General features: G+C 58.8%; 22 protein-coding genes and 2 pseudogenes. 10 read left to right on the top strand and 14 right to left on the bottom strand.

The window, feature by feature from the left end:
* The 4 genes and pseudogenes from B7L71_RS10435 to B7L71_RS17700 form a co-directional block, all read left to right on the top strand.
* Positions 1-871 (top strand): molybdopterin dinucleotide binding domain-containing protein (locus tag B7L71_RS10435; RefSeq protein WP_081137776.1); only part of this gene is annotated, 871 nt, incomplete at its 5' end.
* Positions 831-1,721 (top strand): uroporphyrinogen-III C-methyltransferase, encoded by an 891-nt coding sequence (cobA, locus tag B7L71_RS10430; RefSeq protein ID WP_081137774.1) that lies wholly within the window; start codon positions 831-833, stop codon positions 1,719-1,721. The genes B7L71_RS10435 and cobA, both read left to right, overlap by 41 nt.
* Positions 1,722-1,816: 95 nt before the next feature.
* Positions 1,817-1,984 carry an alternative ribosome rescue factor ArfA gene (gene arfA, locus B7L71_RS10425; protein WP_081137772.1) on the top strand — a complete coding sequence of 56 codons (168 nt, stop codon included), beginning with the start codon at positions 1,817-1,819 and terminating at the stop codon, positions 1,982-1,984.
* Positions 1,985-2,149: 165 nt separating this feature from the next.
* Positions 2,150-2,278, top strand: a pseudogene (locus B7L71_RS17700) (RNA-guided endonuclease TnpB family protein); the annotation flags it as partial.
* 210 nt (positions 2,279-2,488) lie between these two features.
* Here B7L71_RS17700 and B7L71_RS10415 read toward each other — a convergent pair.
* The 6 genes from B7L71_RS10415 to B7L71_RS10390 form a co-directional block, all read right to left on the bottom strand.
* The gene (locus B7L71_RS10415) at positions 2,489-4,096 is read right to left on the bottom strand and encodes a gamma-glutamyltransferase family protein (protein ID WP_081137768.1); all 1,608 of its coding nucleotides are present in this window, start codon (positions 4,094-4,096) and stop codon (positions 2,489-2,491) included.
* Positions 4,097-4,135: 39 nt separating this feature from the next.
* Positions 4,136-5,638: a tripartite tricarboxylate transporter permease gene (locus B7L71_RS10410; protein ID WP_081137766.1), complete on the bottom strand. Its 1,503-nt coding sequence runs from the start codon at positions 5,636-5,638 to the stop codon at positions 4,136-4,138.
* A gap of 9 nt (positions 5,639-5,647) precedes the next feature.
* Positions 5,648-6,145, bottom strand: a complete 498-nt coding sequence (locus tag B7L71_RS10405) for a tripartite tricarboxylate transporter TctB family protein (protein WP_081137764.1) — start codon at positions 6,143-6,145, stop codon at positions 5,648-5,650.
* Positions 6,146-6,171: 26 nt separating this feature from the next.
* On the bottom strand, positions 6,172-7,122 hold the full coding sequence (locus B7L71_RS10400; RefSeq protein WP_081137762.1) for a tripartite tricarboxylate transporter substrate binding protein: 951 nt from the start codon (positions 7,120-7,122) through the stop codon (positions 6,172-6,174).
* 74 nt (positions 7,123-7,196) lie between these two features.
* Entirely contained in the window at positions 7,197-7,727 is a 531-nt protein-coding gene (locus B7L71_RS10395; protein WP_081137760.1) for a chromate transporter, read from the bottom strand.
* A complete protein-coding gene (locus tag B7L71_RS10390; protein ID WP_081137758.1) occupies positions 7,724-8,281 on the bottom strand; it encodes a chromate transporter in 558 nt (185 codons plus the stop codon). The genes B7L71_RS10395 and B7L71_RS10390 overlap by 4 nt, the downstream gene beginning before the upstream one ends.
* Before the next feature lie 215 nt (positions 8,282-8,496).
* Here B7L71_RS10390 and B7L71_RS10385 point away from each other — a divergent pair, with 215 nt between their 5' ends.
* Positions 8,497-9,165 (top strand): GntR family transcriptional regulator, encoded by a 669-nt coding sequence (locus B7L71_RS10385; protein ID WP_081137756.1) that lies wholly within the window; start codon positions 8,497-8,499, stop codon positions 9,163-9,165.
* Between the two features lie 61 nt (positions 9,166-9,226).
* Positions 9,227-9,814, top strand: a complete 588-nt coding sequence (locus B7L71_RS10380; protein WP_081137754.1) for a DUF1415 domain-containing protein — start codon at positions 9,227-9,229, stop codon at positions 9,812-9,814.
* Here the strand turns inward: B7L71_RS10380 and B7L71_RS10375 are convergent.
* Both B7L71_RS10375 and B7L71_RS10370 read right to left on the bottom strand, forming a co-directional pair.
* Positions 9,792-10,139, bottom strand: a complete 348-nt coding sequence (locus B7L71_RS10375; RefSeq protein ID WP_249273229.1) for a GGDEF domain-containing protein — start codon at positions 10,137-10,139, stop codon at positions 9,792-9,794. The genes B7L71_RS10380 and B7L71_RS10375 overlap by 23 nt on opposite strands.
* A gap of 34 nt (positions 10,140-10,173) precedes the next feature.
* On the bottom strand, positions 10,174-10,674 hold the full coding sequence (locus B7L71_RS10370) for a GNAT family N-acetyltransferase (RefSeq protein WP_081137752.1): 501 nt from the start codon (positions 10,672-10,674) through the stop codon (positions 10,174-10,176).
* 83 nt (positions 10,675-10,757) lie between these two features.
* Between B7L71_RS10370 and B7L71_RS10365 the strand changes: the two genes are divergently transcribed.
* The gene (locus B7L71_RS10365; protein ID WP_081137750.1) at positions 10,758-11,390 is read left to right on the top strand and encodes a LysE family translocator; all 633 of its coding nucleotides are present in this window, start codon (positions 10,758-10,760) and stop codon (positions 11,388-11,390) included.
* A gap of 19 nt (positions 11,391-11,409) precedes the next feature.
* Here B7L71_RS10365 and B7L71_RS10360 read toward each other — a convergent pair whose 3' ends face one another.
* From B7L71_RS10360 to B7L71_RS10340, 5 genes and pseudogenes are all read right to left on the bottom strand, one after another.
* The gene (locus tag B7L71_RS10360) at positions 11,410-12,408 is read right to left on the bottom strand and encodes an LLM class flavin-dependent oxidoreductase (RefSeq protein WP_016914704.1); all 999 of its coding nucleotides are present in this window, start codon (positions 12,406-12,408) and stop codon (positions 11,410-11,412) included.
* Between the two features lie 110 nt (positions 12,409-12,518).
* Positions 12,519-13,793, bottom strand: a complete 1,275-nt coding sequence (locus tag B7L71_RS10355; RefSeq protein ID WP_081137748.1) for a nitrate regulatory protein — start codon at positions 13,791-13,793, stop codon at positions 12,519-12,521.
* Positions 13,794-13,866: 73 nt separating this feature from the next.
* Positions 13,867-15,218, bottom strand: a pseudogene (locus B7L71_RS10350) (MFS transporter).
* A gap of 333 nt (positions 15,219-15,551) precedes the next feature.
* Positions 15,552-16,571: a patatin-like phospholipase family protein gene (locus tag B7L71_RS10345; protein ID WP_081137746.1), complete on the bottom strand. Its 1,020-nt coding sequence runs from the start codon at positions 16,569-16,571 to the stop codon at positions 15,552-15,554.
* Positions 16,572-16,679: 108 nt separating this feature from the next.
* Positions 16,680-17,435: a murein L,D-transpeptidase catalytic domain family protein gene (locus B7L71_RS10340; protein ID WP_096922452.1), complete on the bottom strand. Its 756-nt coding sequence runs from the start codon at positions 17,433-17,435 to the stop codon at positions 16,680-16,682.
* A gap of 170 nt (positions 17,436-17,605) precedes the next feature.
* Between B7L71_RS10340 and B7L71_RS10335 the strand changes: the two genes are divergently transcribed.
* Positions 17,606-19,243, top strand: coding sequence for a L,D-transpeptidase family protein (locus tag B7L71_RS10335; RefSeq protein WP_081137744.1), 1,638 nt, complete (start codon positions 17,606-17,608; stop codon positions 19,241-19,243).
* Positions 19,244-19,341: 98 nt separating this feature from the next.
* Here the strand turns inward: B7L71_RS10335 and B7L71_RS10330 are convergent, their stop codons facing one another.
* Positions 19,342-21,003 (bottom strand): peptidoglycan DD-metalloendopeptidase family protein, encoded by a 1,662-nt coding sequence (locus B7L71_RS10330; RefSeq protein ID WP_081137742.1) that lies wholly within the window; start codon positions 21,001-21,003, stop codon positions 19,342-19,344.
* A 621-nt stretch (positions 21,004-21,624) separates the two neighbouring features.
* On the opposite strand from B7L71_RS10330, the gene B7L71_RS10325 reads away from it, so the two are divergent.
* Both B7L71_RS10325 and B7L71_RS10320 read left to right on the top strand, forming a co-directional pair.
* Positions 21,625-22,545, top strand: coding sequence for a LysR family transcriptional regulator (locus tag B7L71_RS10325; protein WP_081137740.1), 921 nt, complete (start codon positions 21,625-21,627; stop codon positions 22,543-22,545).
* Positions 22,546-22,628: 83 nt separating this feature from the next.
* Positions 22,629-23,639 carry a glutathione S-transferase family protein gene (locus B7L71_RS10320; protein ID WP_081137738.1) on the top strand — a complete coding sequence of 337 codons (1,011 nt, stop codon included), beginning with the start codon at positions 22,629-22,631 and terminating at the stop codon, positions 23,637-23,639.
* Positions 23,640-23,845: the final 206 nt, after the last annotated feature.

The following is a 23,845-nucleotide window of genomic DNA, read 5'->3' as shown; positions in this document are numbered from 1 at the left end:
GATGAACCATCGCGCCGAACCCTTCATCGAGCTGCATCCCGAGGACGCCGCCGAGCATGGGCTCGAAGCGCAGTCGCTGGCTCAGTTGAGCGCGGCCACGGGGGAGTATCGGGGGCGTGTGCGCCTTGCCCATGGGCAGCGGCGGGGGGAAGTGTTCGTGCCCATGCACTGGACCGACTGCTTTACGGGCCAGGGGCGCAGTGGCACCTTGCTGCAAGGCATCACCGACCCGGTCTCGGGCCAGCCAGAATCCAAGCAGGGCGCTGTGGCCCTGCGTCGGTTACCCATCGCCTGGCAGGCCACCTTACTGGTGGCCCAGGCAGACGAGTCGCCCGCGTGGTGCGACAGCGATTACTGGGCGCGTATTCCCTTGCCAGGCTGTACGCGCTGGCAACTGGCGGGCTGCCAGCCGAGGGAGGATTGGCTGGCCACGCTCGCCCACTGGTGTGGAACCCCGGCCTCGCTATGGTGTGAAGACGCCGCCACGGGGCGCTTGCGAGCAGCCAGCGTGATCGACGGGCAGCTGCGCTGGTGGCTGATGGTCGGGCCGCCTGACGAGCTGCCAGGGCTTGCCTGGTTGGCGGAAAGATTTACCGATGCGGCCCTCTCCAAGGCTCAGCGGCGACGCCTGCTGGCCGGTTGTGACGATGGCGCAGCGGATGCTGGCCCGGTGGTGTGCAGCTGCCATCAGGTGGGGCAGGCCAGCATCGTCAAGGCTATTCATCAAGGGGATACCAGCCTCGAGGCGCTGGGCGCACGGCTGGCCTGCGGCACCCAGTGCGGGAGCTGTATCCCTGAATTAAACGCGTTACTCGAACAGGAGCGGCCACATGCGCACACTCGCCAAGCAGTTAACCCAGAAATGGCCTGAGGCCCTCATGCGTTTTGGCCTGCGGGCCCTGGCGCCGCTGCAAGACGACGCGATGACGAACGTTCGCTTGCCGCTCAGCGGCGAGTGCCGGGCAGGTACGGTCTACCTGGTGGGCGCTGGCAGCGGGGACGTCGAGCTGTTGACGCTGAAGGCGGCACGGTTATTGATGCAGGCCGATGCCGTGGTCTACGACCGTCTGGTCGGGGATGACGTGCTGGCGCTGATTCCCCCCGGCACCGAGCGCTACTACGTCGGGAAAGCCCGAGGCCACCACAGCGTGCCACAGGCCGACATCGGTCATTTGCTGGTGTCACTGGCCCTGGCGGGCAAGTCGGTGGTGCGCCTGAAAGGCGGTGACCCGGGCGTGTTCGGGCGCATGGGCGAAGAGCTGGCAGCGCTGGCGCAAGCCGCGTTACCGGCACACATCGTACCGGGCATTACCGCCGCGTCGGCAGCCGCAGCGGGGATGGGAATTCCTTTGACCGACCGCAGCCATGCCCAGCAACTGCGCTTCATTACCGCGCAGCTGTGCCGAGAAGGCGGCACCCCGGACTGGGCAGCGCTGGCCCGACAGGATGAAACACTGGTGTTCTATATGGGGTTATCCAAGGTGGAGACCATTTGCCACGGCTTGCGCCAGGCAGGACTGCCAGACTCCTGGCCCATCATGCTGGTTGCCAATGCCAGCCAGCCCGACCAGCAATCGCTGACCGGCACCCTGGCGAGCATGCCAGACCAATTGAGGGACCAACCGCTACCATCGCCTTGCTTGATCATGGTCGGCAGCGTGGTCAGCATGGTGGTGGGGGGCGCATCTTTAGCGGCCATTTCCAGCAGCCATTTCCAGTAGCGATTGCCGCTCCAGGGAACCAACCTGCCGATTCTCTGTCCAGAAGTGGGCCAATGCTCATTTGAAAGTCCGAAGGAATTTACATAGGTAAACGTATGAAAAAGCGACACGGTATCAAGGACAATGCCTTGAAAGCACAGCTGCGAACACCCATGTTCAAACTGCAGCAGCAAACGCCCAGGAAGGGCAAGGGCAGCTACTCGCGCAAAGGACGGGGGAGGTTGACTCGATCAACCGACAGAGGGCATCGCCAAGCCGCTTGACGCAGGCAGTTTTGCGATGCTTTCCCCAGGCATCACTGCACACGCTGACGCGTGATTGCAGACTCTCATCAGCTTCGCCGACCCAGGCACCTTGGGGTGTCGGTCGGCTTTTTCGCCTACCGAGAGCTGATAGCGCACGAAGTCCTGGAAAATGACGCCCACGCGGGCACGCAAGGCATTGACCGCGACGTAAACGCTGCCCGCAACATACTGCAATCGGGCAAAGCCATTCTGGCCGGGGCTGACAAGCTTCGCCAGCATGAGAAAACTACCGTGGGGCTCACGGGAGGTTAAGCCTGTGGAGCTTGTGTAAGACCTGAGGTGCTATCACCAAAGGCAACGGGCTGCGAAGCAGGAACCTGGAAGGCAGCAACCAGGGAGTCCCCTTCCTTTCCGTTGTCAGACGGCAGCGCAAGCTGAGGGAGGGGAGGAGGTCAATTGCCTGCAAGAGCCAGCCCGCCCTGGGAGGGGCGGGTGGGCAAGCAGCGCCAACGCGGAAATGCGCTAGAGCGGCAGCACGGCGCCGTCGGTACGAGGCTCTGTGCCCCCTTGAAGCACCCCGGTGTCCGGGTTGCGCAGGATGATCTGGCCACGGCCAAAGCTGAGTGAGTCAGCGACCTTGACGATGTGGTGTCCTCGTCGTGCCAGCGCCAGGGCCAAGTGGTTGGGGAAGTCGGCTTCGACTTCGACGGTCTTGCCGGAGGTCCATTTCCAGCGCGGCATATCCAGCGCTGCCTGCGGGTTCAAGTGGTCTTCCAGCATGGCCGTGACGACCTGAACATGGCCCTGAGGCTGCATGTAGCCACCCATCACGCCAAACGGTCCTACCGCCTGATCACCCTTGGTGATGAACCCGGGAATGATGGTGTGATAGGTGCGCTTGCCCGGCGCCAGTGCATTGGCATGCTCGGGGTCCAGCGAGAAGGACCAGCCGCGGTTCTGCAGACTGATCCCCGTACCCGGCACGACGATGCCAGACCCGAAGCCTTCAAAATTACTTTGGATGAAGGAGACCATGTTGCCTTGATTATCAGCCGTTGCCAGATACACCGTGCCGCCTTTGATGGGATTACCGTGCACGGGATCCAGAGCATCATGTCCGATCGTGGCAGCACGCTGCGACAAATACTCACGAGCAAGCATCTGCTCTACGCTTGGACGCATGCTCGAAGGCTCGGTGATATATTTCAGTCCGTCTACATAGCCAAGCTTGGTTGCTTCGATGCGTTGGTGCAGCGTTTCAATGGGATCATGGCGCTCATTGGAGAGCTGCTCCAGCATTCCCAGAGCTTGCAAGACGATCAAGCCGCTCCCATTGGGAGGAATTTCCCAAATATCGTGCCCCTGATAACGAACACTGACAGGCGTGACCCACTCAGGCTCAAAAGCAGCCAGATCCTCTTTGCGCAAAAAACCACCATGCTGTTGCGCGAAGTCGTCCATGGCCTCTGCCAAGTGGCCTTGATAGAAGGCGTTAGCTCGAGAGCTGCCGATGGCCTTGAGCGTGGCAGCCATCTCGGCTGAGCGCCACTCTTCACCGGCGTTGGGAGCTCGGCCATTCGGAGCAAAGTGATCGAACCACGGCTGGAATTCTGGGGATGAGTATTGGCAATACCGCGATACCGCGCTTTGCCAGAGCTGACTCACGGTAGGGGAGACAGCAAAACCCTCTTCCGCCAGTTTTACGGCAGGAGCTAGCAGTTGCTCGAACGGCAGGGTGCCGAACCGCTCCGAGAGCGCAGCCCATGCTCTTGGTGCTCCGGGCACCGTGACGGGCGTCAATCCATGGGCCGGCATGGCATCGTGGCCAAGAGCGTTGACGGCATCGATTGTCAGCTTCTTTGGCGCAGGCCCGCTGGCATTCAAGCCATGGAGTTCACCCTTGACCCACACCAGGGCAAAGGCATCACTGCCGATGCCGTTAGAGGTAGGTTCTACAACGGTCAAAGCAGCTGCGGTCGCAATGGCAGCATCAATGGCGTTGCCCCCTTGCTTCAATATGTCGACACCCACTTGGGCAGCCAGGCTTTGGGAAGTGGCCACCATGCCATTCTTCCCATAAGTGACCGTACGTCGCGAGGAGGAAGGATAGTAGTGAGGATCCAGGTTCATGGTCGAGATTCCTTTTTGTAAGAATGACATGTACGGATGTTAAGCGACGGCTTTACGCTGCTTTATGAGGCTGTAAACACTGTAAGCGATCGAGGCGACCGCTAGTGCAAGCAGTAAGGCGGATATGGGGCGTGTGAAAAATAGAGTCCAGTCAGTGCTGGTTTGAAAGGCACGCCTTAAATTTGTTTCGGCAATGGGGCCTAGCACAACGCCCAGCACAAGAGGTGCAAGGGGGTAGTCCAGTTTTTTCAATATATATCCGACAATACCAATGCAGGCCAATAGGTAAAGGTCCGATAGGCGGTTGTTAAGCGTATAGGTCCCGATAGCACAGCACGCTAACACAGTAGGCACGATGATATATTTAGGAATGTTGAGCAGGTTTAAAAAAGCCCGCATCAAGAGGATGCCGATAAACAGCATAAAGACAGAGGCGATGGCCATGGCGATGAACATGCTATAAACCAGGTCGGGATGGTCAAGTATCAACCGTGGCCCGATGCTGATGCCATGAACCATGATAGCTGCCATGAGCACTGCATCCGCCGGAGAGCCCGGAATACCCAGTGCTATCAAGGGAATTAAACTGCCACCCACCGTTGATGAATTGCCAGCCTCAGACGCCACCACGCCGTCAGGCTCACCTTTGCCGAATGTTTCTGGGTGCCTGGAAGCGCGTTTTGCTTGGTCGTAGGCTAATAAGTTCGAAATCGAGCTGCCAGCGCCGGGCACCGCGCCGATGAACACACCTATCAGCGAAGATCGAATTACGTTGATAGGGCGCATGATGACGCCTTTGGCTGTTTGCCATAAGTGAGGACGCATATCCCCGGAAATAAGTGAGCCAGAGGTTTGGCTGTGTTGGTCATGGCTAGGCTCTAGTTCAGAGAGTAATTGGCTCATGGCGTACATGCCAATAAGGATCACTAGAAAGGGAATACCCGCCGCCAGAATCTCATAGCCGAACGTGAACCGTTCTCTTCCCATGAGAGGGTCGGGCCCGATGGTGGCAATGCCTATGCCAATAAGTCCGGCAATGAGTCCTCGAATGAGTGAGTCACCCACCAGGCTTGCAATAATGGTGAGGGCAAAAATGATAAGGGCAAAGTATTCCCAAGGACCCAGTTTGACGGCCAGCATGGCCAAGGGCGGGGCAGCAATGATCAGCACGGCGATGGAGATGATAGAGCCTATGAAAGAGGCGAACAATCCTAGGGAAAGTGCTTTGCCAGGCTTACCCTGCCGAGCCATTGGAAAGGCATCGAAGGTAGTGGCTACCGCAGACGGTGTGCCGGGAATGCCAAGGAGTGCAGCGCTGAATAATCCACCACTTAGCCCCCCGACATAGACAGACAGCATGACGGCAATCCCCTGCATGGGGGGCATGGCGAAGGTCAAGGGAAGTGTAAGCACAATGGCCATTGTTATCGTGAAACCCGGGATCGCGGCTGCGATGATGCCAGCACAGGTTGCTACCATCATGAGCATTAGCGTGTAGGGCTCCATGACGCCCGACATTGCCGTTAGAAATGCATCGGTCATGTTATTACCTTACCATTGGGCGCGAGGGAGATAGATGTTAAATAGTTCAGAGAACATGAAATATGGGCCTGCTGAAAAAATCACCGCGACACATAAGATGACTGGCAGTGCCTTGAGCTTTTCCGTGGTCAAAAAAGTTTGTGCTGTAACGAGATAGATAAAAGTGCTGGTAATAAACCCTAACCAAGGCATAGCTATCATGTAGCAGGTGAACAGTATGATGTTAACGATAACGGGCTTTAGTCTGCTGAGTCGTGTCAGTGCAACGTTTAGAGACGCTCTGGGGAAACCGTTCCTGGCGACTTCGAGGACAGTGGCAATGCCACAAAGCACGGCTACACTCAAGAAGACTATCTGAGGAAATGTGCCTGCATTCATTGGCTCCCAACGGGAGGCCGGCAGTGAGCCGGCCTTGATAGCCAAGAATAAAGCACCAATAGCGATAATAACGTACGATAGTAATTGTAACGTAGAGGATAACGCCGCCTCAGTGCTTTTCTGCTCCATAATGTACTCCTTGATAGACGGCGTTTTTAGTCTAAATGGTGTGCGTTGTTTTCAACGAACTCATCGTTTCTTTCCAGGTAGTCGATATAGTCCTGTCGGTTGAGGTAACGCACGGTGCCACCAACGTTTTCGATATCCGTTTTAAATGCTTCGCTATTCGCAACATTTTCAAGTGCACTTTCTAGCGTGGCAATGATTGACTCAGGTGCGCCTTTCGGGAGAACAATGCCTCGAGTAACCAGAAACTCAAGGTCGTGTCCAAGTTCTTGCAGCGTCGGCGTATCAGGGAGTTCAGGGATTCGTTCAGAAGTTGCCGCGGCTAAAACGTTCATATCCCCATTTTCCACAAATGCGCGTGCTGAGAAGTAGTCTTCAATGGCAACGGTGATGTGTCCTCCCGCGAGTGCCCGCATTCGCTCGCCTGTACCTTCGTAACCAACGTAACCAAACTGCGTGCCTGTGGACTGTTCAAACTGCACCGCCCAGAGGTGAGGTATGCCGCCGAGTGTTACACCCATGCGGTAGTGGCCGGGCCGCTCGGTTACTGCTTCGAGCATATCGTCGAGGGTTTCCCAACCCGTGTCTGCATTCACTACGATGACAGAGTTATCACTGGTCATCATCGAGACAACGTCAAAGTCGTCCCAATTGAGCTCGGTGACACCTGAATGATGAGCGATCAATAGCCCCTCGTGTATCTGAGTAATGGTGTAACCGTCGTTGCTGCGTCGGCTTGCTTCGCGCAGGCCGATCGTTCCGCTAGCCCCTGGCATATTGATAATGGGAATGGCTTGGCCAAGCTCAGCTTCCAGATGTTTGCCGACAAGCCGCATTAATAAGTCGCTTCCACCGCCTGGCCCCCAGGGCACGATAAACTCTATGGGTTTATTAGGGTAATCATCTGCTGCTGAAAGCGACATGGGAAGGCACATGGCAGCTGCCAGCGTTGTAGCGGTAAATAAGGATTTAAATTTCATTTGTGGACCCATTCATTGTGTGGTTGTTGTGAGTGTTGGCGTTGCTGATGTTTGTTGTTTGGATCTTGATATCTTCAGCCCAGAAAGAACCCTCCATAAACCAGTGCGCCGATGACAACGAACGCGGGGTGGGTGTTGAATCGTACGAGGGCGATGGCCGCGACGATGCCGATGATCAGGGTGTGGGCGATGCCGCTGCTGGCGGTGCTTTCCAGCAGGAAACTGAGCGTGAGCCACGCCATCATGATGGCAATGACCGGGCGTACCCACTGGCTCATGCGCTTGACCCTGGGCGATTCACGGTGGCGGTAGAGCAGCCCCAGTGCTCCGATCATCAGCAGCAGGGAAGGAACCACCGTCGCGGCCACGGCCACGGCGGCACCTCCCAGGCCAGCGACTTCATAGCCGATATAGCCCGCCATCTTGGTGGCGATAGGGCTGGGAAGCGCGTTACCCAGGGCCAGGGTTTCGGCAAACCCCTGCGAACTCATCCAGCCGTAGCGGCCAACCACTTCTGCCTCGATGAGCGGGATGATGGCTGGCCCGCCACCGTAACCCACGATGTTGGGAATAAAGAACGCCAGAAACAGCTCCCAGTAGATCATGCGGCCTCCTTCGAGCGCGCTTGGCGGTTTGGCCGCAGCAGCGCTGCCAGCAGAATGGCGCCGATGACAAAGCCTGGGTGAACGCCAAGCCAGTAGATGACGCCACCCGCGACGACGGCCATGACAATACTGACCAGCCAGCCCAGCGCGGCGCGTGATTTATCGAAGAAATCCCAGGTGAGCTGGCCCATCATGACCATCACCACCGGGATCACGGCCTGCCCCATGCCCTGTATCCAGCCAATGTCGCGATAGCGACTGAAAGCACCCAGCATCACGACCATGGCGATCAGCATGGGCAACACCACCGCCAGCACGGAGAGCACGCACCCACTGATACCCGCCACGCGGTAGCCAATGTAGCCTGGCATTTTGGTGGCGATGGGCCCCGGCAGGGTATTGCCAATCGCCAGCACATCGGCAAACTCCTCGTCGGTGAGCCACTGATGACGTGTCACGACTTCTGCATGCACCAGCGGTATCATGGCAGGGCCACCGCCAAAGCCAAAAATGCCCACCCTGAAAAAAGCCCAGAAGAGCGCGGTTTGTTTCATGTGTCGAACGCCTGTGTAAACGTCTTCGAGGACGGCGTGGCAAAGGCCGAAGCGGGGGTGAATGGCATGCGGATGACTCTTTGATCGTTTATGGGTTAAAAAATCGATTATCTTGTCTAAAATAGAATATAGGCGAGCCTGTCGAGGGGCGTCAACACTTGGTCTCATCATCTCCGCCAACCGATGCAGAGAAAAACCTGCCTGAGGACTCGGTAATGAACAAACATATTCAGCTCTCCGCAGAGAAAGTGCCTGGCTCCATTTACGACGTTTTGCGCCGTGATTTGGTCGCGGGGCGTTTTGCGGCAGGGGAGAAGCTGGCCATCAATGCGCTCAAGGAGCAGTATCAGGTGGGGCTGAGCCCACTACGTGAAGCCTTGAACAAGCTGGCAGCCTATGGCCTGCTGATTCAGGAGAATCAGCGTGGTTTCAGAGTGCCCAAGCTCTCCCGAGAAGAGCTGGACGACATTGCTCGGATGCGCACCGAGCTCGAAGGCATGGCGCTGGAGCGTGCCATTGCCCACGGAGATGCGGTATGGGAAGCCGATCTACTGGCGGCGGCACACCGCCTCAAGCGGGCCGACCTTACACTGGACAAGGTAGAAGAGTGGGAACGGCTGCACACCCAGTTTCATCGTACGCTGGTGGCGCCCTGCGGCTCGGTGTGGCTGCTGCGCTTCATCGAGCAGTTGCACGACCAGTTCGATCGCTACCGTCGGCTAGGCCCGAAAATGCCCACCGTTCGTCAGGAACTGGACGATCAGCACCATCAGCTGGTAGAGCTTGCCCTGAAACGAGATGCGGTTGCTGCGCGGGCATTAATGGACGACCATATCCACAAATCCTACGAAGTCGCGCTGGCGCGGTACCACCAGCATGCCTGATGGCTGGGTTCCAAAAGAGTGTTAAGGATCGTTTTTAGTAATCGTTTTTAGGAATAGCTTTATGGATACCGCTTCCTCTGCTTCGCATCACTCTGACGATGCCCTGGTCGTTGCCCAGACGCTCACTTGGGTGGCCAACTTCATCGTCGGGCACAATATCTGCCCCTTTGCCAAGCGTGAATTGGAGCGCGAGGCGGTGCGTGTGGAAGTCGTGCGCTCCAAAAAGGTGGATATTGCGCTGGAGGAGCTGGTCGCCGAGTTCGAGTGGCTGGATGCCCACCTAGAGGCAGAAACCAGCCTGCTGGTGTTTCCCACGCTGTTCAAAAGCTTCGACCACTACCTGGATTTCGTGGAACTGGCGGAACAGCTATTGGAACAGCTGGGCTATGAGGGCGTGTATCAACTGGCGACGTTCCACCCCGATTACTGCTTCGCCGATGCCGACCCCGACGAGGCTGCCAACTACTCCAACCGTTCGCCGCACCCGATGATCCACGTATTACGCGAAGCCAGTGTGGAAAAAGCCATCGAGTTCCACGGCGATACGGCGGCCATTCCGGAACGCAACATCACTTACCTCACCGAGATGGGCCAGGATGCGCTGGAGCAGCAGTGGCAGCGCTGTTTTACTGGTCAGGTCGATAAATGACCAGGCGATGTTTGCCCTGATGCTTGGCCTGATACAGCGCGCTGTCGGCATGGCGTAGGATCTGTTGCATGTCCATGCCATGCTCGGGCCACACCGCAGCGCCCAGGCTGCAACCGACTTGGGCGGTCATGTTGCCGGGCAATTCGATAGGCAGTGCGATTTGAGTGAGTAAGCGCTGGCTTACTTCCTCGGCTAGAGAGTGACTATTTTCTGGCGTGCTCTTGATAACCATGAGGAACTCATCGCCGCCCAGCCTGGCGACCACAGCGAGAGCATTACGAAACGTATCGGTAATCAGCCGTGAGTAGTGATGTCTGCCGGTCATGGCCTCAATGCGCTATGTAAGCATTCACTACGAGTCACTTGTTGAGAGATTTGTGCATGACGTAGGTGTCCACCAGTCCCAGCGACGGATGGCGAAACGCCTGGGGTACGGTGCCGACAATGGCAAATCCCAGCCGCTGCCACAGGGTGACCGCAACGTGATTGCTGGCCACGACGGCATTGAACTGCATCGCCTCGAAGCCAGCGTCACCGGCCAGTACCTGAGAGTGTTCGCACATGGCGCGGGCCACGCCTTTGCCGCGTGCATGGGGTGTCACCATATAGCCGCAGTTGCAGACATGCTTGCCGGGGCCTGCGGCATTGGCCTTGAGGTAATAAGCCCCCAGCAGTTGACCTTGCTCGTCCTTGACGGCCAGGCTGTGCAGCGGCAGCGTACACCATAGGTGGTAGGCATCATCAAAGGTGATGTCGGGGTCTATCGCGTACGTTTCCTGTGCCGCTACAATACTCTGGAACGTTGGCCAGAACAGGGCGAAATCGTCGCGGGTCATCGGGGTAAATGCAAAACGCTGCATGAGTATTCCTGCATACAAGACATGGCATACGCTAGCATAAGCGGATGCCTGAAAGCGTCAACCGAAAGATGGGGAGCCGTCACATGACCCTCGAGAGTGCCCTGACCTATTTCGTGGCGATCTTCGTCTTCGCCATTACTCCTGGCCCCGGTATCTTTGCGCTGCTGGCCAAGGGGGTGTCCCAAGGCGTGCGCGCCTGCTGGCCGCTGGCTGTGGGCATGACCGTGAGTGATGTCATCTATCTGATGCTGGCCTTCTACGGGCTGGCTGCCTTGGCAGAAAACTGGGGTGAAGCCTTCACCGTGTTGCGCTATGTGGGCGCGGCTTACCTGTTTTATCTGGGCTGGAAAATGTGGACGGCCAGCGTCACGCCCCCGCGCCTGGAAGGCGGTACGCCCGTGGCGGCCACATCCGCTCGTGAGGCCCTCAAGGGGCTTACCCAAGGGGTCCTGATCTCGGCCTCCAACCCGAAGGTCATCCTGTTTTATGTCGCGTTTCTACCCACCTTCATTGACCTGACCACGCTGAACCATGGCGACATGCTGCTGGTGGTGGGGCTTACCCTGGTGGGGTTGATGATGGGGCTGATGCTGGTGGCGTCGTTTGCCTCGTCGGCACGGCGCTTTTTCCAGTCCGAACGCGCCCAGAAGGGCACCAACCGCACAGCAGGTTCCTTGATGCTGGCGGCAGGTGCTTTCTTGATTGCCAAAGGCTGAAGGTCACCAGGTGAACGTGTCAGGCGTCCTTGACGACTGACGCGACGATCTCATAACTGCGCAGGCGGTCCGCGTGCTGATAGAAGTCACTGTTGATCATCAGCTCGTTGGCCTCGGTACGTGCCTGGAAGTCGGCCAGCTGCTCCTTGACCGTTTCAGGGCCACCGATGATGGCCGCGCCAAGAAACTGGGCGACCTGGGCGCGCTCCATGGGGCTCCAGTCCAGATGATCGACCGGGGGTTGTGACTGCGTCGGACGGCCGCGAATCAAATTGAGAAACTTCTGCTGGGCAGTCGTGGCCAGATAGTGGGCCAGGTCGTCGCTGTCGGCCGCTATCACGGGTAATCCTACCATGGCATAGGGTTCCGCCAGATGCTCGGAGGGCTGGAATTGGTCGCGGTACAGGCGCAGCGCTTCGAAGAGATAGCCCGGCGCAAACTGCGCAGCAAAGGCGAAGGGGAGCCCTAGCCTGGCGGCCAATTGGGCGCTGTAGCCACTGGACCCGAGCAGCCAGATGGGCACATGGGTGCCCTGGCCCGGCACGGCCTTGACGGTTTGCTGGGGCTGGGCTTCGCCCAGGTAGCGGCGCAGCTCTTCCAGCTGTTCTGGAAAGTCATCGACACCTGACTGGGCGTGCCGCCGCAGGGCACGCATGGTCGCGCCATCCGAGCCAGGGGCACGGCCCAGCCCCAGGTCGATCCGGCCGGGGTAGAGCGTCTCCAGGGTGCCGAACTGCTCGGCCACCACCAGTGGAGGGTGGTTGGGCAGCATGATGCCGCCGCTGCCAACGCGAATGGTGGACGTTTGCCCTGCCACGTGGCCAATCAGCACGGCCGTGGCAGCGCTGGCGATACCCGCAATATTGTGATGCTCGGCCAGCCAGTAGCGCTGGTAGCCCAGCCGCTCCGTGTGCTGGGCCAGGGCCACGCTGTCTTGAAAGGTCTCGGCGACACTGCCGCCTTGACGAATGGGCGCCAGGTCCAGAACAGACAGCGCAGTGTGGGCAAGTTGGCTCATGGTGACACCTGTTTAAACGGTCATGGTCAAGCGGCTTGATTTATTAGCACGCTTTCGAATACACCGTTTATGCGGGTGCCCCTGGCAAATTGCAAGGGGCCAGACGGCCATCAATGGCGTTGGCGCTTGTCATCTTTACGCTGCAGCATCGCGGAAAGGTCGAGAATCGACTGGGCCATGTCGGCCATGCTACGGCTCTGGTCCATGGAGGTCTTGCGTAGAAAGCGGTACGCCTCCTCTTCGCTCATGCCCTGGTGGGCCATGATCAGCCCCTTGGCACGCTCGATCAGCTTTCGTTCTCGCAGGGCCTTGCGGGTATTTTCCAGCTCGTCGCTCAAGCCCTGCAGTCGGCTGGACTGAGCTTGCGCCAGCTCGATCAGCGACCGGCTGAGCGGCGAGTGAAGCGCGCTGGCCGTCAGGTCGCCCAGCGGTTGTGAGGGGGGCAGCATGAGCAGCTGCTCGCAGGGAGCGGGCAGTGGATGGCCCGGGGTGCTGGTGGCGTGCTCCAGGGCCTTGCGGGCCTCGGCGATTTTGAGATGGCACAGGGCGGTCAGTTGCGTGTTGAGCGTATCTTCCACTGCCTTGATCGTATCCAGCCGCAGCGTGGTGAGTTCGTACCAGGTTTCGCCCAGCGAGTCGCTGACGCCCATGGGCGCGTTGGCGCGCTGGCAGGCGATATCGCGAAGCTCGCGGATGCCCGCCAACGTCTTGGGCGAAAGCGCCTGCTGCCAGGTAGCCAACGCCTCGGTGGTGGCAAATTCGGCAAAGGTGTCGAAACAGCGCTGCTGCGCAGCCATCAGCTGGTTGAGTAGTTCACGGTGCGCGTCATCGAAGTGCCCCAGCGTAAACCCGAAGGCGCCGCAGGCGCGCTCTTGCCCGGCCAGCTCCTTGCCCTGCATCAGGTGGAAGATGGCCACCAGTGCCCGCGTAATATCGGGGTCTACGGCCGTGTCGGCGGCTTCGAAAACGATGGCCAGCAACCCGCTGATCAAGTGGTTGAACGCCTGCGTGGCCGCATCCGGCGAAATCGTGAACTGATCGATGGCGCGGCGCAGCGCCGGAAGTTCATCCAGGGCTTGCCACACACCCGCTATGCGGCGAAGTAGCCTTGCCTCTGCCTGTGAGCGAACTTCCTGGCCCAGCGCTTCCAGCCGCTGGCGCATGGCCGCCTCGGCACTTTGGCTATGTTCGAGGTAGGTGGCGCGGCGTGCCTTGAAGCGCTTCCCCTGGGAAGCCAGATAAATGGTCGAAGCGCCCCGTTCGCGCTGCAGAACGTGGATGAACTGACTGATATCGCTGACGATATCGGCGGTGGTGGCCAAATGATGAAGGTTGTCGATATCACAGCGCAGCGCGGTCAAGAGTAGCTGTTGGGCAGAAGACATAATAGTTCCTTGTTACTCGCCGCCTGAAAAGACGGCGCCTCACTGGATGACCAGAGACGCGCCTGCTTAACTGCTAGCGTAAAGAGAGAGCGCCCTGTTCATGACGATCACCGGCGGCCTCACGGTAGGCCTTGGCTTCCTCGGCCTCGGTGGCATCGCTGAAGCGTACCACCAACACGCAAGAAGCCAGCAGCAGTACGGTAATGCCCAAATAAAAGAGCCCTTGCTGGTAGCTGAGGCTTTCATTACGAAACAAGAACGCGGCGGAGACGGCACCAATGTTGCCCCCGGCACCAACGATACCGGCCACGGCTCCCAGCGCCTTCTTGTTGATGAAGGGGACGACCCCGTAAGTGGCACCTTCCGCCATCTGCACGAACAGGCTGAACACCAGCATGATGCCAATCGCCATGCTGAGCACGTGCATCTGCGAAAACGCAATCAGCGCGATGCCTTCGCAGATCAGTGCAATGAAGAGCCAGCGCACACGCCCCTTGAGGCCCGCCTGTTTGGCGAACAGGTCGGAAAAGACGCCGCCCAGAGTGCGGGCAAAGATATTCATCAGCCCGAACAGGCCTGCAATGAGCCCCGCCGTGGCCAGAGTGAGATCAAAGGTATCGAAAAAATAGATGGCGGCGATGTTGTTGATGGTCAGCTCTACTCCGAAGCAGAGCCCGTACACTACAAACAGCGCCCAGACACGAATATCCTTGGCGGCAGCCATGAAGCTCTGCGCTGCGCCATACTCGCCGCTGGCTTCCGGTAGCTCTCCACGAGCACGCAACTCGCTGAAATTGCCATCCGGGGCATCCTGGGTAAAGTACCAATAGGCGATACCCGTCAAAAACAGCACGACCCCTGGTACCAGCATGGCAAGCCGCCAGCCCAGCGCTTCGTTGACGCCCAGCATGAGTATTCCGGAGAAGATGAGCGGCATCAGGATTTGCGTCGTACCGCCCCCCAGGTTGCCCCATCCGGCGCTGGTGGCATTCGCGGTGCCCACCACATTGGGGGCGAACATCATGGTGGTGTGGTACTGGGTAATCACGAACGACGCGCCAATGGCACCAATGGCCAGACGAGCCAGCAGAAAGGTTTCAAAGCTGTTGGCCAGGCTGATCCCCATGACGGGAATGGAGCCCAACAGCAGCAGTCCCGTATAGGTCTTGCGCGGCCCGATGCGGTCGCAGAGCACCCCGATCAGCAGCCTGACCACCACGGTGATCGCCACGGAAGCAATGATGGTGTTGCCGATTTGGGTTTGCGTAAGAGACAGGTCTTCACGTACGACAGCCATCAGCGGGGCGATGCCGAACCAGCCAAAAAACAGATATGAAAGGCAAACCAGGACATGTGGAATGCCCGCATCTGTGGCGTGGAGAAATCGAGCAGCCGAATACGATTGGCTTTGTGGCGGATGTTCATGGGTGGCCTCGGGTAGCATGGAACGAGTTCGTCAACGCACAACGCCAAGGGCACTGCACAGAGACGGGAACATGCCTTCATCGTTGAAGGTCAGGTTCGACGCACTCGTACCCGGCTGGGCCTGGTCCACGCCTATAACACTGGAAATCACCAAGCAAATAATTCGCCACTAGCCATTTTTTAAATATAAAACATTGATTTAATGCATAACGATGGGTGCGCTGGGGGTGTGGTGCCAAGGGGAGGGAGCAGGGGCGCACTCGATTGGGGCAGTAGCGCCGAGTCGAGTGCGCCAAGTTGGCGCAATATCAGAGGGTGCCTGCTCTTGAAGGACTAGCCATGCAGGTACACGGCGTCGATATCCAGCGTCGAGCGCTCACCAATCGCCTCGAAGTGCTCGTTGAGCCACAGCTCTGCAGCCGCTTTGCCCTGGTCGAACAGGTGGCACAGGAACGGCCATTCGGCATTGAGCTTACTGGATACCGACAGGCTCTCCAGTGCCTTGTCGCCACTGATGCGATGAAACAGAGCCTGCTGGTAGCAGTTTTCGATGCCTTGCTCCTCCAGTGCATGCTTGAGCAAGGCAATCATGCGGACTTCCTTGATCAGCGCAGCGTTGAAGGTGATCTCGTTCAGCCGGTTCATGATGGCCGAGGCCGTGGTGGGCAGCTCATCGCGGCGGATGGGGTTGATTTGTACCAGCAGTATGTCGCGCGCGCTGCACTCTTCCATCAAGGGAAACAGTGCGGGGTTACCCATGTAGCCGCCATCCCAAAAGGCTTCGCCGTCTATTTCGACGGCCTGAAACATGAACGGCAGGCATGCCGACGCCATGACGGCATCGACGCTCATCTCTTCACGACGAAACACGCGCTGTTTGCCGGTGCGGACGTTGGTTGCCGCAATGAAGAGTTTCAGCTGGTCGCACTGGCGCACGCGGTCGAAGTCGATATGCGACGCCACGATATCTCGCAAGGGGTTCAGGTTCAGTGGGTTGAGCTGATAAGGGGAGACCAGGCGAGTCATCAGGTCCATGGCGACATAGCCCGGTGAATGATCCAGGCTCCAGTTGCCGGTCAGTACGTCCATGGGGGAGCGGCGGATGGGGCTCGCCATGCCCGCCCGGCTGACGGCTTTCCAGAAATCCCGCAACGCTTGCCGAGCCGTCTCCTTGCCGCCGCGAGTCAGCGCGTCGGCCATGACGACGCCATTCATGGCCCCCGCGCTGGTGCCGCTGATGCCCTCGATGTCGATTCGGTCATCTTCCAGCAGGCGGTCCAGCACGCCCCATGTGTAAGCGCCGTGGGCTCCGCCGCCCTGAAGCGCCAGGTCGAGTTTTTTTGCTGATGCCATGTGATCCTTCCCAAAGTGGCTAATAACGTGCCCTTAAGCATGGCATAAATGAGCACGTTCGGTAACACGGGTATGGTGGCGGTGCTGGCGGTGATCACTATCACGCCATTATCTCATCTGTGCGAGCTGCAGGTGGTCATCTTGGCCGCAGCGCAGGAAGGAAGAGGTCGCCAGCCACTCTTCATCGGGATAGTAGGCAAACACGTACTGCTCTTCCTTGAGGCTGTCGATAAGCGGGTAGGTGATGTCTTCGCGAACGGCAGGGCAGCCATGGCTACGCCCGAGTCGTCCCGTCTGGGCTATGAACTCTTCGCTCACATACTCTGCCCCGTGAATCACGATCGCGCGTTGGAAAGCGAGGTCGTTCACCTCTGGCTCCAGGCCCTCCAGGCGCAGCGAGTAGCCATTGCGCCCGTAATAGCTGTTCATGGTGCGAAACAGCCCAATGCTGGATTGAAAGCTTTCCGGGACGTTCGAAAACACTTCTGCCACGGCATCACCCGACCCTCGGCCATGGGACACCAGCTCTTCGAACAGCAAGGCGTGCTGGTGCAGGTCGAAGACCCACAAGCGAGGCTCCGTGGAGGGCAGCGAGTAGTCGATGACGGCCAGGCGCTCGGCGTAGGGGTCGGCACAAGCGATGGCTTGTGCGGCCAGGCGGAGCGCCTCACCGGAGGCGCCAGGCGCCAGTTGTTGCAACTGATGATGAAGGGGCGACACGCCGATGGGGGGCTGGGAAGAGACCTGGGTATAAAAGCTGGCAGCCTGGAGTGGAGAAGCGCCAAGTAACAGGCTCGTGGCGGTCATCAGGGTCAAAAAACGGGGGGTGTCAGAGCGAAAACGGGTATACAAGCGTGAGAGCATCGAGAGTCATCCTGCCAAAAGTGCGATAAGCCCCCACCAGAAACGACCACGAACAGGCGCAAGCAGCTATGCTGAAAGGGAGCGTCAGGCTATTCGGTCGGTAATGGGAACTGCCGATATCATTGGGCATCAGCGCCGTACAGCGCTGCATCATAACGCAAGGAGAGGCGATGAACGATCATCCGCGACTAAGACAATGGGCGATAGGCGCTCTGCTTGGCCTTGTCCTGCCCGGCCCCTTGCTGGCGGTGGCAGCGGAGCCTGCTCCCCCTGGGATGCCACAAACCTTGTCACAGCAGGTCGAGCGGGCAGGGGAGTCGCTGCCGGTGGCAGCGTTTTATCAGCTCAATGGCGGGCAGCCGGTATGGCAGGATGAAGCCCGCGTGGTGGCCTTGGTGCAGGGCCTGAATAGCTTGCTGGATGATGGCCTGACACCCGAGGATTACCGCGCGACGACGCTGCTGGAGGAGTTCCGTGCCAGCCGCGAATGGGACGCTGCCGCCCAGGCACGCTTCGATGTCGATGCCACCCGAGCCCTGTTGCTGGCGCTGGAGCATCTATCGTCGGGCAAAGTCAATCCTCGTCAGGTCGAACCTGGCTGGGATGCCTCGCGCCCAGAGCGCAGTTATGCGCTGCCTCGGGTACTGAGCGCCGTGGAGCGCCACGATGTCGAGTCGGCGCTGGCCATGGCCCGGCCCAGCTCACCCGAGTACGCCCAGCTTCGTCAGGCATTGAGCACCTACCGCCACTTGGCTGAGCAAGGCAGCGTGCCTTACCTGCCCGGCAGAGAGGTTTCGCTGCGCCCCGGCGACCGAGACCCGGATGTGGTCACGCTGCGCCAACGACTGACCCTGTGGGGTGCCTCGGGGCTGTTGGGAGCCGACAGCGGCGCCTACCCGATGATTGGCGTGCAGGGGGCGCAGCGTGACCAGCAGCTGTTCGATGACACTCTGGTGCAAGCAGTGAAGCATTTTCAGCGCCGCCACCAGTTACAGGAAGATGGTGTCGTGGGGGAGCGTACCCGGCTGGCGCTGAACATGCCGGTGGCTTCACGGGTCGATCAGTTGCGGGTCAACCTGGAACGTGCGCGCTGGATACGCCCCTCCTTGCAGCGCGAGCCTCGGGTGTGGGTCGATATTGCGGGCTACCGGCTGCATTACTTGCGGCCTGACGGTCAGCAGTGGGATGCGCGAGTGGTCGTGGGCACACCGCGTCGTGAAACGCCGGTCATTCACTCCACGATCAGTCATCTGACCATCAACCCCAGCTGGACCATACCGCCTACCATCATGCGGGAAGACGTGTTGCCACGGGTACGTGAGGATATCGGTTATCTGGCCCAGCAGAACATCCAGGTGTTGAGCCCCTCAGGAGAAACTCTGGATGCCCAGAGCATCGATTGGCAGCGCCCTGGAGGCGTCATGCTGCGTCAGGTGGCGGGTAGCCGTAACCCTCTCGGGAGGGTCGTGGTACGCTTTCCCAATAACGACATGATTTATCTGCACGACACGCCGGCACGCGGCTTGTTTCAGCGGGATCAACGGGCGTTGAGTTCTGGCTGCGTCAGGGTGGAAGGCGTGGCGGAGTTCGCCCAGATGCTGCTACAGGACAGCGGCAGTCGTCATCAGCTCAATGCGCTGATGAACAGTGGGCGCAGCGATCAGAACGTCAACCTGCCTCAGCGCATTCCCGTGGCGCTGCATTACCTCACCGCCTGGCCCAACCCCCAGGGGGAAGTAGAGTTTCGAGATGATATCTACCGCCGAGACCCGGCCCTGCTATCGGCGCTCTCCGCTCGCGACGCCTGATCCCCCTTCCACGTATGCTACATAAGCGACAGGCCGCCCCTTGGGGCGGCCTGTCGAACGGCGTAACACGGTGAGTCAAAGAGCTACGAAAGAAAGAACTACTGAACGGTGTCGCTATCGTCGTCACTGCTCTGGTTGCTAGCCACGCTGATGGTGCCCGTCTCGCCACTCTCCAGTGCTGCCAATACCGGTTCTGCCTGGCGCTGGAAGGCGATCAGGGTATCGCCACTCAGGCTGGTGTTTTCAGGCAGCTCGACGGTCATGGCGTTGACCGGCGTATTGTTGACGATGACCTCATAATGCAGGTGAGGGCCGGTACTGCGGCCCGTATTGCCGGACAGGGCAATGCGCTCACCCATGTCGACACGCTGGCCCTGGCTCACCATCGGCTGCGAAAGGTGCAGGTAGCGCGTGCGGTAGCCGTTATCATGACGGATGACGATATAGCGCCCTGCCGCATGGTGGTTGCCCACGCGCTCCACGCGGCCGTTGGCCGGCGCGATGATAGGGGTGCCGATCGGCATCGCAAAGTCGGTGCCGTTATGCGGGCTGACCCGCCCCGTCACCGGGTGAAGGCGGCGCGGGTTGAAGTGAGAGCTCAGGCGGTAGTTGCCTTCGAACGGACGACGGGCAAAGGCCGGATCCAGGCTGTTGCCTTCCGGGGTATAGAAGTTGTCGTCAGAGGGGTTGCGCACCACGGTCAAATCCATGCGCTCGCCGTCATATTTGACCGCCAGCACCCGTGAATCCAGCGTTTCGCCATCGATCATGTCAGACTCGACCAATACCTGAAACTGATCCCCCCGGCGGCTGTCGCGACGGAAATCGAGTTTCTTCTCCAACAGGCGGGTCAGCTCGGTGACCGAGCTGCTGCTCAGGCCGGTAGCCTGGGCAGAGCGTGCAAAGCTGCCGCTCACGCTGCCTGCGTAAAGCCGCTGTACCGGCTCGCCCTGGCGTTCGATGGTGGTGATGGCAAAGTGGTCGTTGTCACGCTCCAGCAAAATGCCGTCGCGGGTGTTGCGCATCATGCGCAGCGATAGCAGCCGGCCATCTTCGTCCAATTGGTAATCGAAGCTGTTGCCTGCGCGCCAGTTGGTCAGCAGGCGCTGATCGGGCATGTTGTCCAGTAACGCCAGCACCTCACTGTAGCCCAAGCCAAGCTCGTTCTGGGCAACCACGGCAAAGGTATCACCAGACTCGACGATATGCGTCTGCCATTCGGGAACGAAGGGCTCTTCAGCAGCCAGTTCGAGCTCGAGAAACGAAATATCGTCGAACAGCTCGATATCGTAATCTTCGTAGGAAGTGGCATCAGCAATGTCGACGGTGGGGTCGGTATTGAGCATGCCGCTTGCAATCGTGCCCACGATCACGGCCATGTGCAGCGCGCCGTCATCAAGCGCGACGGCCAGGGGGGGCACGCTGGCCATGGAGGCTTCGGCGCTGGTGATCACGTCGAGGTCGACGATCTCGGTCGCCGCCAATTCGCTAAGGGGAATATGGTCACGGGTGGCGTCGAGGGCGCGGGAGGCGCGGTCGATCGCTTCAGCCACTGGTGTGCGCTCTTGCCGCAGCGAAGGGACACCCGGGGCAGAGTCATTAGGGAGTGGTACGAGCACGCTCTCCAGCGGTGTATGAGATTGATTCAGGTCGTTATACGTCGTCACCAGCTTTTGTGCGCCCAGCACAGTGACCATGGTGGCCACTGGTAATAGTAACAATTTATGCGTGCGGGGCAGCGAATGGAGGATTCGCAACATGGGTAAATGGACCGCCGAATTTGTGAAGTAAACGTAACAAGAAAGTGAGCAAACTCGGGAACCATACCCCAAGGAAATAGGGGTGAATAGACTGTATGTTTATCCATAAAATATACTTCCGTTGAAATATGCAAATATTCGCAATGAGAACCGCTCTCGAACACCGTTCGCTAACAAAAGTAACGATCTTGACGTCGCTCATTGGTGGCTGCGTGATGTGAGTGGGCGGTTAACCGTGGACGACAATGAATTGTTCAGAAGAGGGCGTGTAAGATCTGTCTAGTTAAAAAGGCGTTTTAAGCACTTGGCACCCAAAATGAGCGCTTGAAACGCACGTTTTGCGCTGGTCACTAAGCACCGCCGCTCAAGAAGCGATTGGAACCCACATGAGCAGGGTTTTTCTGGTCATTGCTAATATTTTGAATGTGTTTTTTTGTTTCCTTATGCTTGTTTTTTGAAATCTTGGGCGTTTCTGTGCGTTCCTGTATTGGCCTCTGTATTAGCCCTTGGTGCAAAATTTGCTGTCAGGTCACGTACTCTCGACGTTTTACTGGCATCCTATGGGTTGTTTTTTCGAAGGTGAAGCGGTTTGTTTCGCTGTTTAGCGTCGAGGAAATCGAAATGTCTCGGGTAACACTTGCGCAGTGGCAGATGCTCGCCGCCGTGGTCGACCACGGCGGCTTTGCAAGGGCGGCAGAGGCGATCCATAAAAGTCCCTCTACGCTCAACCATGCGGTACATAAATTGGAAGAACAGTTGGGTATCCAGGTACTGGAGCCCGTGGGGCGTCAGGTACGACTAACGGAAGCCGGTGAGCTGTTGCTGCGCCGTGCGCGTCAACTGATCGAGAGTGCGGCGTCTCTGGAGGACGTGGCCTCGCGCTTGGCAGCGGGCCTGGAGGCTGAAATCGTCGTCGCCATCGATCAAATCTTTCCTGCGGCGGCTCAGGCCAGGGCGCTAGAGCGCTTTTCGGAAACCTATCCCCAGGTGCGCGTACAGCTGCATGAGAGCGTGCTTAATGGCGGCACCGAAATGCTCTATGACGGGCGTGCCGACCTGGTGGTCACGGCCATTGAGGCCCAGGGGTTTCTTGGTGAGCCGCTGGTTAATGTGCGCTTTGTGGCGGTCGCTCATCCACGCCACCCGCTGCATCAATTAGGGCGCGCGTTGGATCTGCGTGACCTGGCCCAGCATCGCCAACTGGTGGTGCGTGACTCGGCGTTGCGCCAATCGACCAATGCAGGCTGGCTAAAGGCTGAGCAGCGTTGGACGGTCAGCCATGTGGGCACCTCATTGGACATGCTCAAGCGTGGTCTGGGGTTCGCCTGGATACCTGAAACCCGTATCCTCGACGAGCTGGCCAGTGGGGCGCTGAAGCCGCTGCCGCTGAGCGCAGGAGGCGTGCGGGAAGTACCGGTGCAGCTTATTTTTCGTGACCGTGACCGGGCAGGCCCTGCGGCTCATGCCATGGCCGCTGCGTTGAGGCAGTCTGTCAAGGAGACGTGCAGCCAACATTCGATTCCCTCGAATGAAAGTCGGTAAAACATCCGCTTGAGCCCTCTCTCGTCGAGCGTATTCTGTAGACAGGCTATTTCATACGTTCGCAACGGAAACGGAGAAGCACCATGGGGTTATTGGTCAACGGCGAGTGGGTCGATCAGTGGTACGACACCAAAAAGCACGGCGGCGAATTCGTTCGTGAGTCGGCACAGCTGCGTGATTGGGTAGGGGATCCTGCCGACAGCGGAAGCGTGTTGGAGGGCGATGCCCAGCGTTATCCTGCCGAGGCAGATCGTTACCACCTTTATATCTCTCTGGCATGCCCTTGGGCGCACCGCGTGTTGATCATGCGTCAACTGAAAGGTCTGGAGCCCTTGATCGGCGTCTCCCATGTCAGCCCGCTCATGCTGGATAAGGGGTGGACCTATTACCAGGACGAGGGCTCCAGCGGCGACCCGATCAATCACGTCGAGTTTCACCACCAGCTCTATACCATGACCGACGCGCAGTACACGGGGCGAGTGACGGTGCCGGTGCTGTGGGACAAGCAGCGCAGCGCCATCGTCAATAATGAGTCGGCTGAACTCCTGCGCATCTTCAACCATGCCTTTGACGAGCTGACCGGCAATACGCTGGATTTCTATCCCTTCGACCTACGTGATGTCATCGATGAGGTCAACGCCGATGTGTACGACCATATCAACAACGGCGTTTACAAGTCGGGCTTTGCCACCGAGCAGAAAGTATACGAGAAGCATGTCACTGCGCTGTTCGACGCGCTGGAGCGCATGGAGAAGCGCTTGGGAGAGCAGCGTTATCTGGCGGGAGAGTGGCTGACCGAGGCCGATATTCGCCTGTTTACCACGCTGGTGCGTTTCGACGCGGTCTACTATGGCCACTTCAAGTGCAATTTCAAACGCATCGAGGATTATCCCAACCTGTCCAACTACGTGCGTGAGCTCTATCAGTGGCCGGGCATTGCCGACACCGTCAACCTGGACCACATCAAGCGCCACTACTATTACAGTCACGACACCATCAACCCGACCCGTATCGTCCCCGCCGGGCCAGCGTTGGACTTTCAGCGCCCGCATGACCGTGAACGTCTACCGGGGCAAGGAGTGCGCCGTCGCTGAATCAATGCGGCCATCCATGAAAATGGCCACCCGGTTGGGTGGCCATTGCGTACCTGTGTGTCGCTAAACAGCAAACGTATCAGTCGGAGCTGACGGCGTCACGGGCGGACTGCCAGGCACTTTGCGCGCCATCACGCGTGGTTTCCCAGGCATCGCGTGCGCCTGCCTTGGTTTGTTCCCACCAGTCGTGGTTGTAAGTAGGAAAG

Origin of the sequence: Halomonas sp. BC2 (genome assembly GCF_002078115.1) — a bacterium.
Lineage (GTDB): Bacteria > Pseudomonadota > Gammaproteobacteria > Pseudomonadales > Halomonadaceae > Vreelandella > Vreelandella stevensii.
This window is presented reverse-complemented; position numbering and strand designations above follow the sequence as displayed.

What these genes read in the sequence shown, in the direction of transcription:
- B7L71_RS10330 (WP_081137742.1), bottom strand. Translation starts at nt 21,003, where the DNA reads ATGTTGCGAATCCTCCATTCGCTGCCCCGCACGCATAAATTGTTACTA.
- B7L71_RS10390 (WP_081137758.1), bottom strand. Translation starts at nt 8,281, where the DNA reads ATGAAACAAACCGCGCTCTTCTGGGCTTTTTTCAGGGTGGGCATTTTT.
- B7L71_RS10345 (WP_081137746.1), bottom strand. Translation starts at nt 16,571, where the DNA reads ATGGCATCAGCAAAAAAACTCGACCTGGCGCTTCAGGGCGGCGGAGCC.
- B7L71_RS10415 (WP_081137768.1), bottom strand. Translation starts at nt 4,096, where the DNA reads ATGAACCTGGATCCTCACTACTATCCTTCCTCCTCGCGACGTACGGTC.
- arfA (WP_081137772.1), top strand. Translation starts at nt 1,817, where the DNA reads ATGAAAAAGCGACACGGTATCAAGGACAATGCCTTGAAAGCACAGCTG.
- B7L71_RS10400 (WP_081137762.1), bottom strand. Translation starts at nt 7,122, where the DNA reads ATGAAATTTAAATCCTTATTTACCGCTACAACGCTGGCAGCTGCCATG.
- B7L71_RS10325 (WP_081137740.1), top strand. Translation starts at nt 21,625, where the DNA reads ATGTCTCGGGTAACACTTGCGCAGTGGCAGATGCTCGCCGCCGTGGTC.
- B7L71_RS10365 (WP_081137750.1), top strand. Translation starts at nt 10,758, where the DNA reads ATGACCCTCGAGAGTGCCCTGACCTATTTCGTGGCGATCTTCGTCTTC.
- cobA (WP_081137774.1), top strand. Translation starts at nt 831, where the DNA reads ATGCGCACACTCGCCAAGCAGTTAACCCAGAAATGGCCTGAGGCCCTC.
- B7L71_RS10370 (WP_081137752.1), bottom strand. Translation starts at nt 10,674, where the DNA reads ATGCAGCGTTTTGCATTTACCCCGATGACCCGCGACGATTTCGCCCTG.
- B7L71_RS10340 (WP_096922452.1), bottom strand. Translation starts at nt 17,435, where the DNA reads ATGCTCTCACGCTTGTATACCCGTTTTCGCTCTGACACCCCCCGTTTT.
- B7L71_RS10320 (WP_081137738.1), top strand. Translation starts at nt 22,629, where the DNA reads ATGGGGTTATTGGTCAACGGCGAGTGGGTCGATCAGTGGTACGACACC.
- B7L71_RS10405 (WP_081137764.1), bottom strand. Translation starts at nt 6,145, where the DNA reads ATGGAGCAGAAAAGCACTGAGGCGGCGTTATCCTCTACGTTACAATTA.
- B7L71_RS10355 (WP_081137748.1), bottom strand. Translation starts at nt 13,793, where the DNA reads ATGTCTTCTGCCCAACAGCTACTCTTGACCGCGCTGCGCTGTGATATC.
- B7L71_RS10360 (WP_016914704.1), bottom strand. Translation starts at nt 12,408, where the DNA reads ATGAGCCAACTTGCCCACACTGCGCTGTCTGTTCTGGACCTGGCGCCC.
- B7L71_RS10395 (WP_081137760.1), bottom strand. Translation starts at nt 7,727, where the DNA reads ATGATCTACTGGGAGCTGTTTCTGGCGTTCTTTATTCCCAACATCGTG.
- B7L71_RS10410 (WP_081137766.1), bottom strand. Translation starts at nt 5,638, where the DNA reads ATGACCGATGCATTTCTAACGGCAATGTCGGGCGTCATGGAGCCCTAC.
- B7L71_RS10380 (WP_081137754.1), top strand. Translation starts at nt 9,227, where the DNA reads ATGGATACCGCTTCCTCTGCTTCGCATCACTCTGACGATGCCCTGGTC.
- B7L71_RS10335 (WP_081137744.1), top strand. Translation starts at nt 17,606, where the DNA reads ATGAACGATCATCCGCGACTAAGACAATGGGCGATAGGCGCTCTGCTT.
- B7L71_RS10375 (WP_249273229.1), bottom strand. Translation starts at nt 10,139, where the DNA reads ATGACCGGCAGACATCACTACTCACGGCTGATTACCGATACGTTTCGT.
- B7L71_RS10385 (WP_081137756.1), top strand. Translation starts at nt 8,497, where the DNA reads ATGAACAAACATATTCAGCTCTCCGCAGAGAAAGTGCCTGGCTCCATT.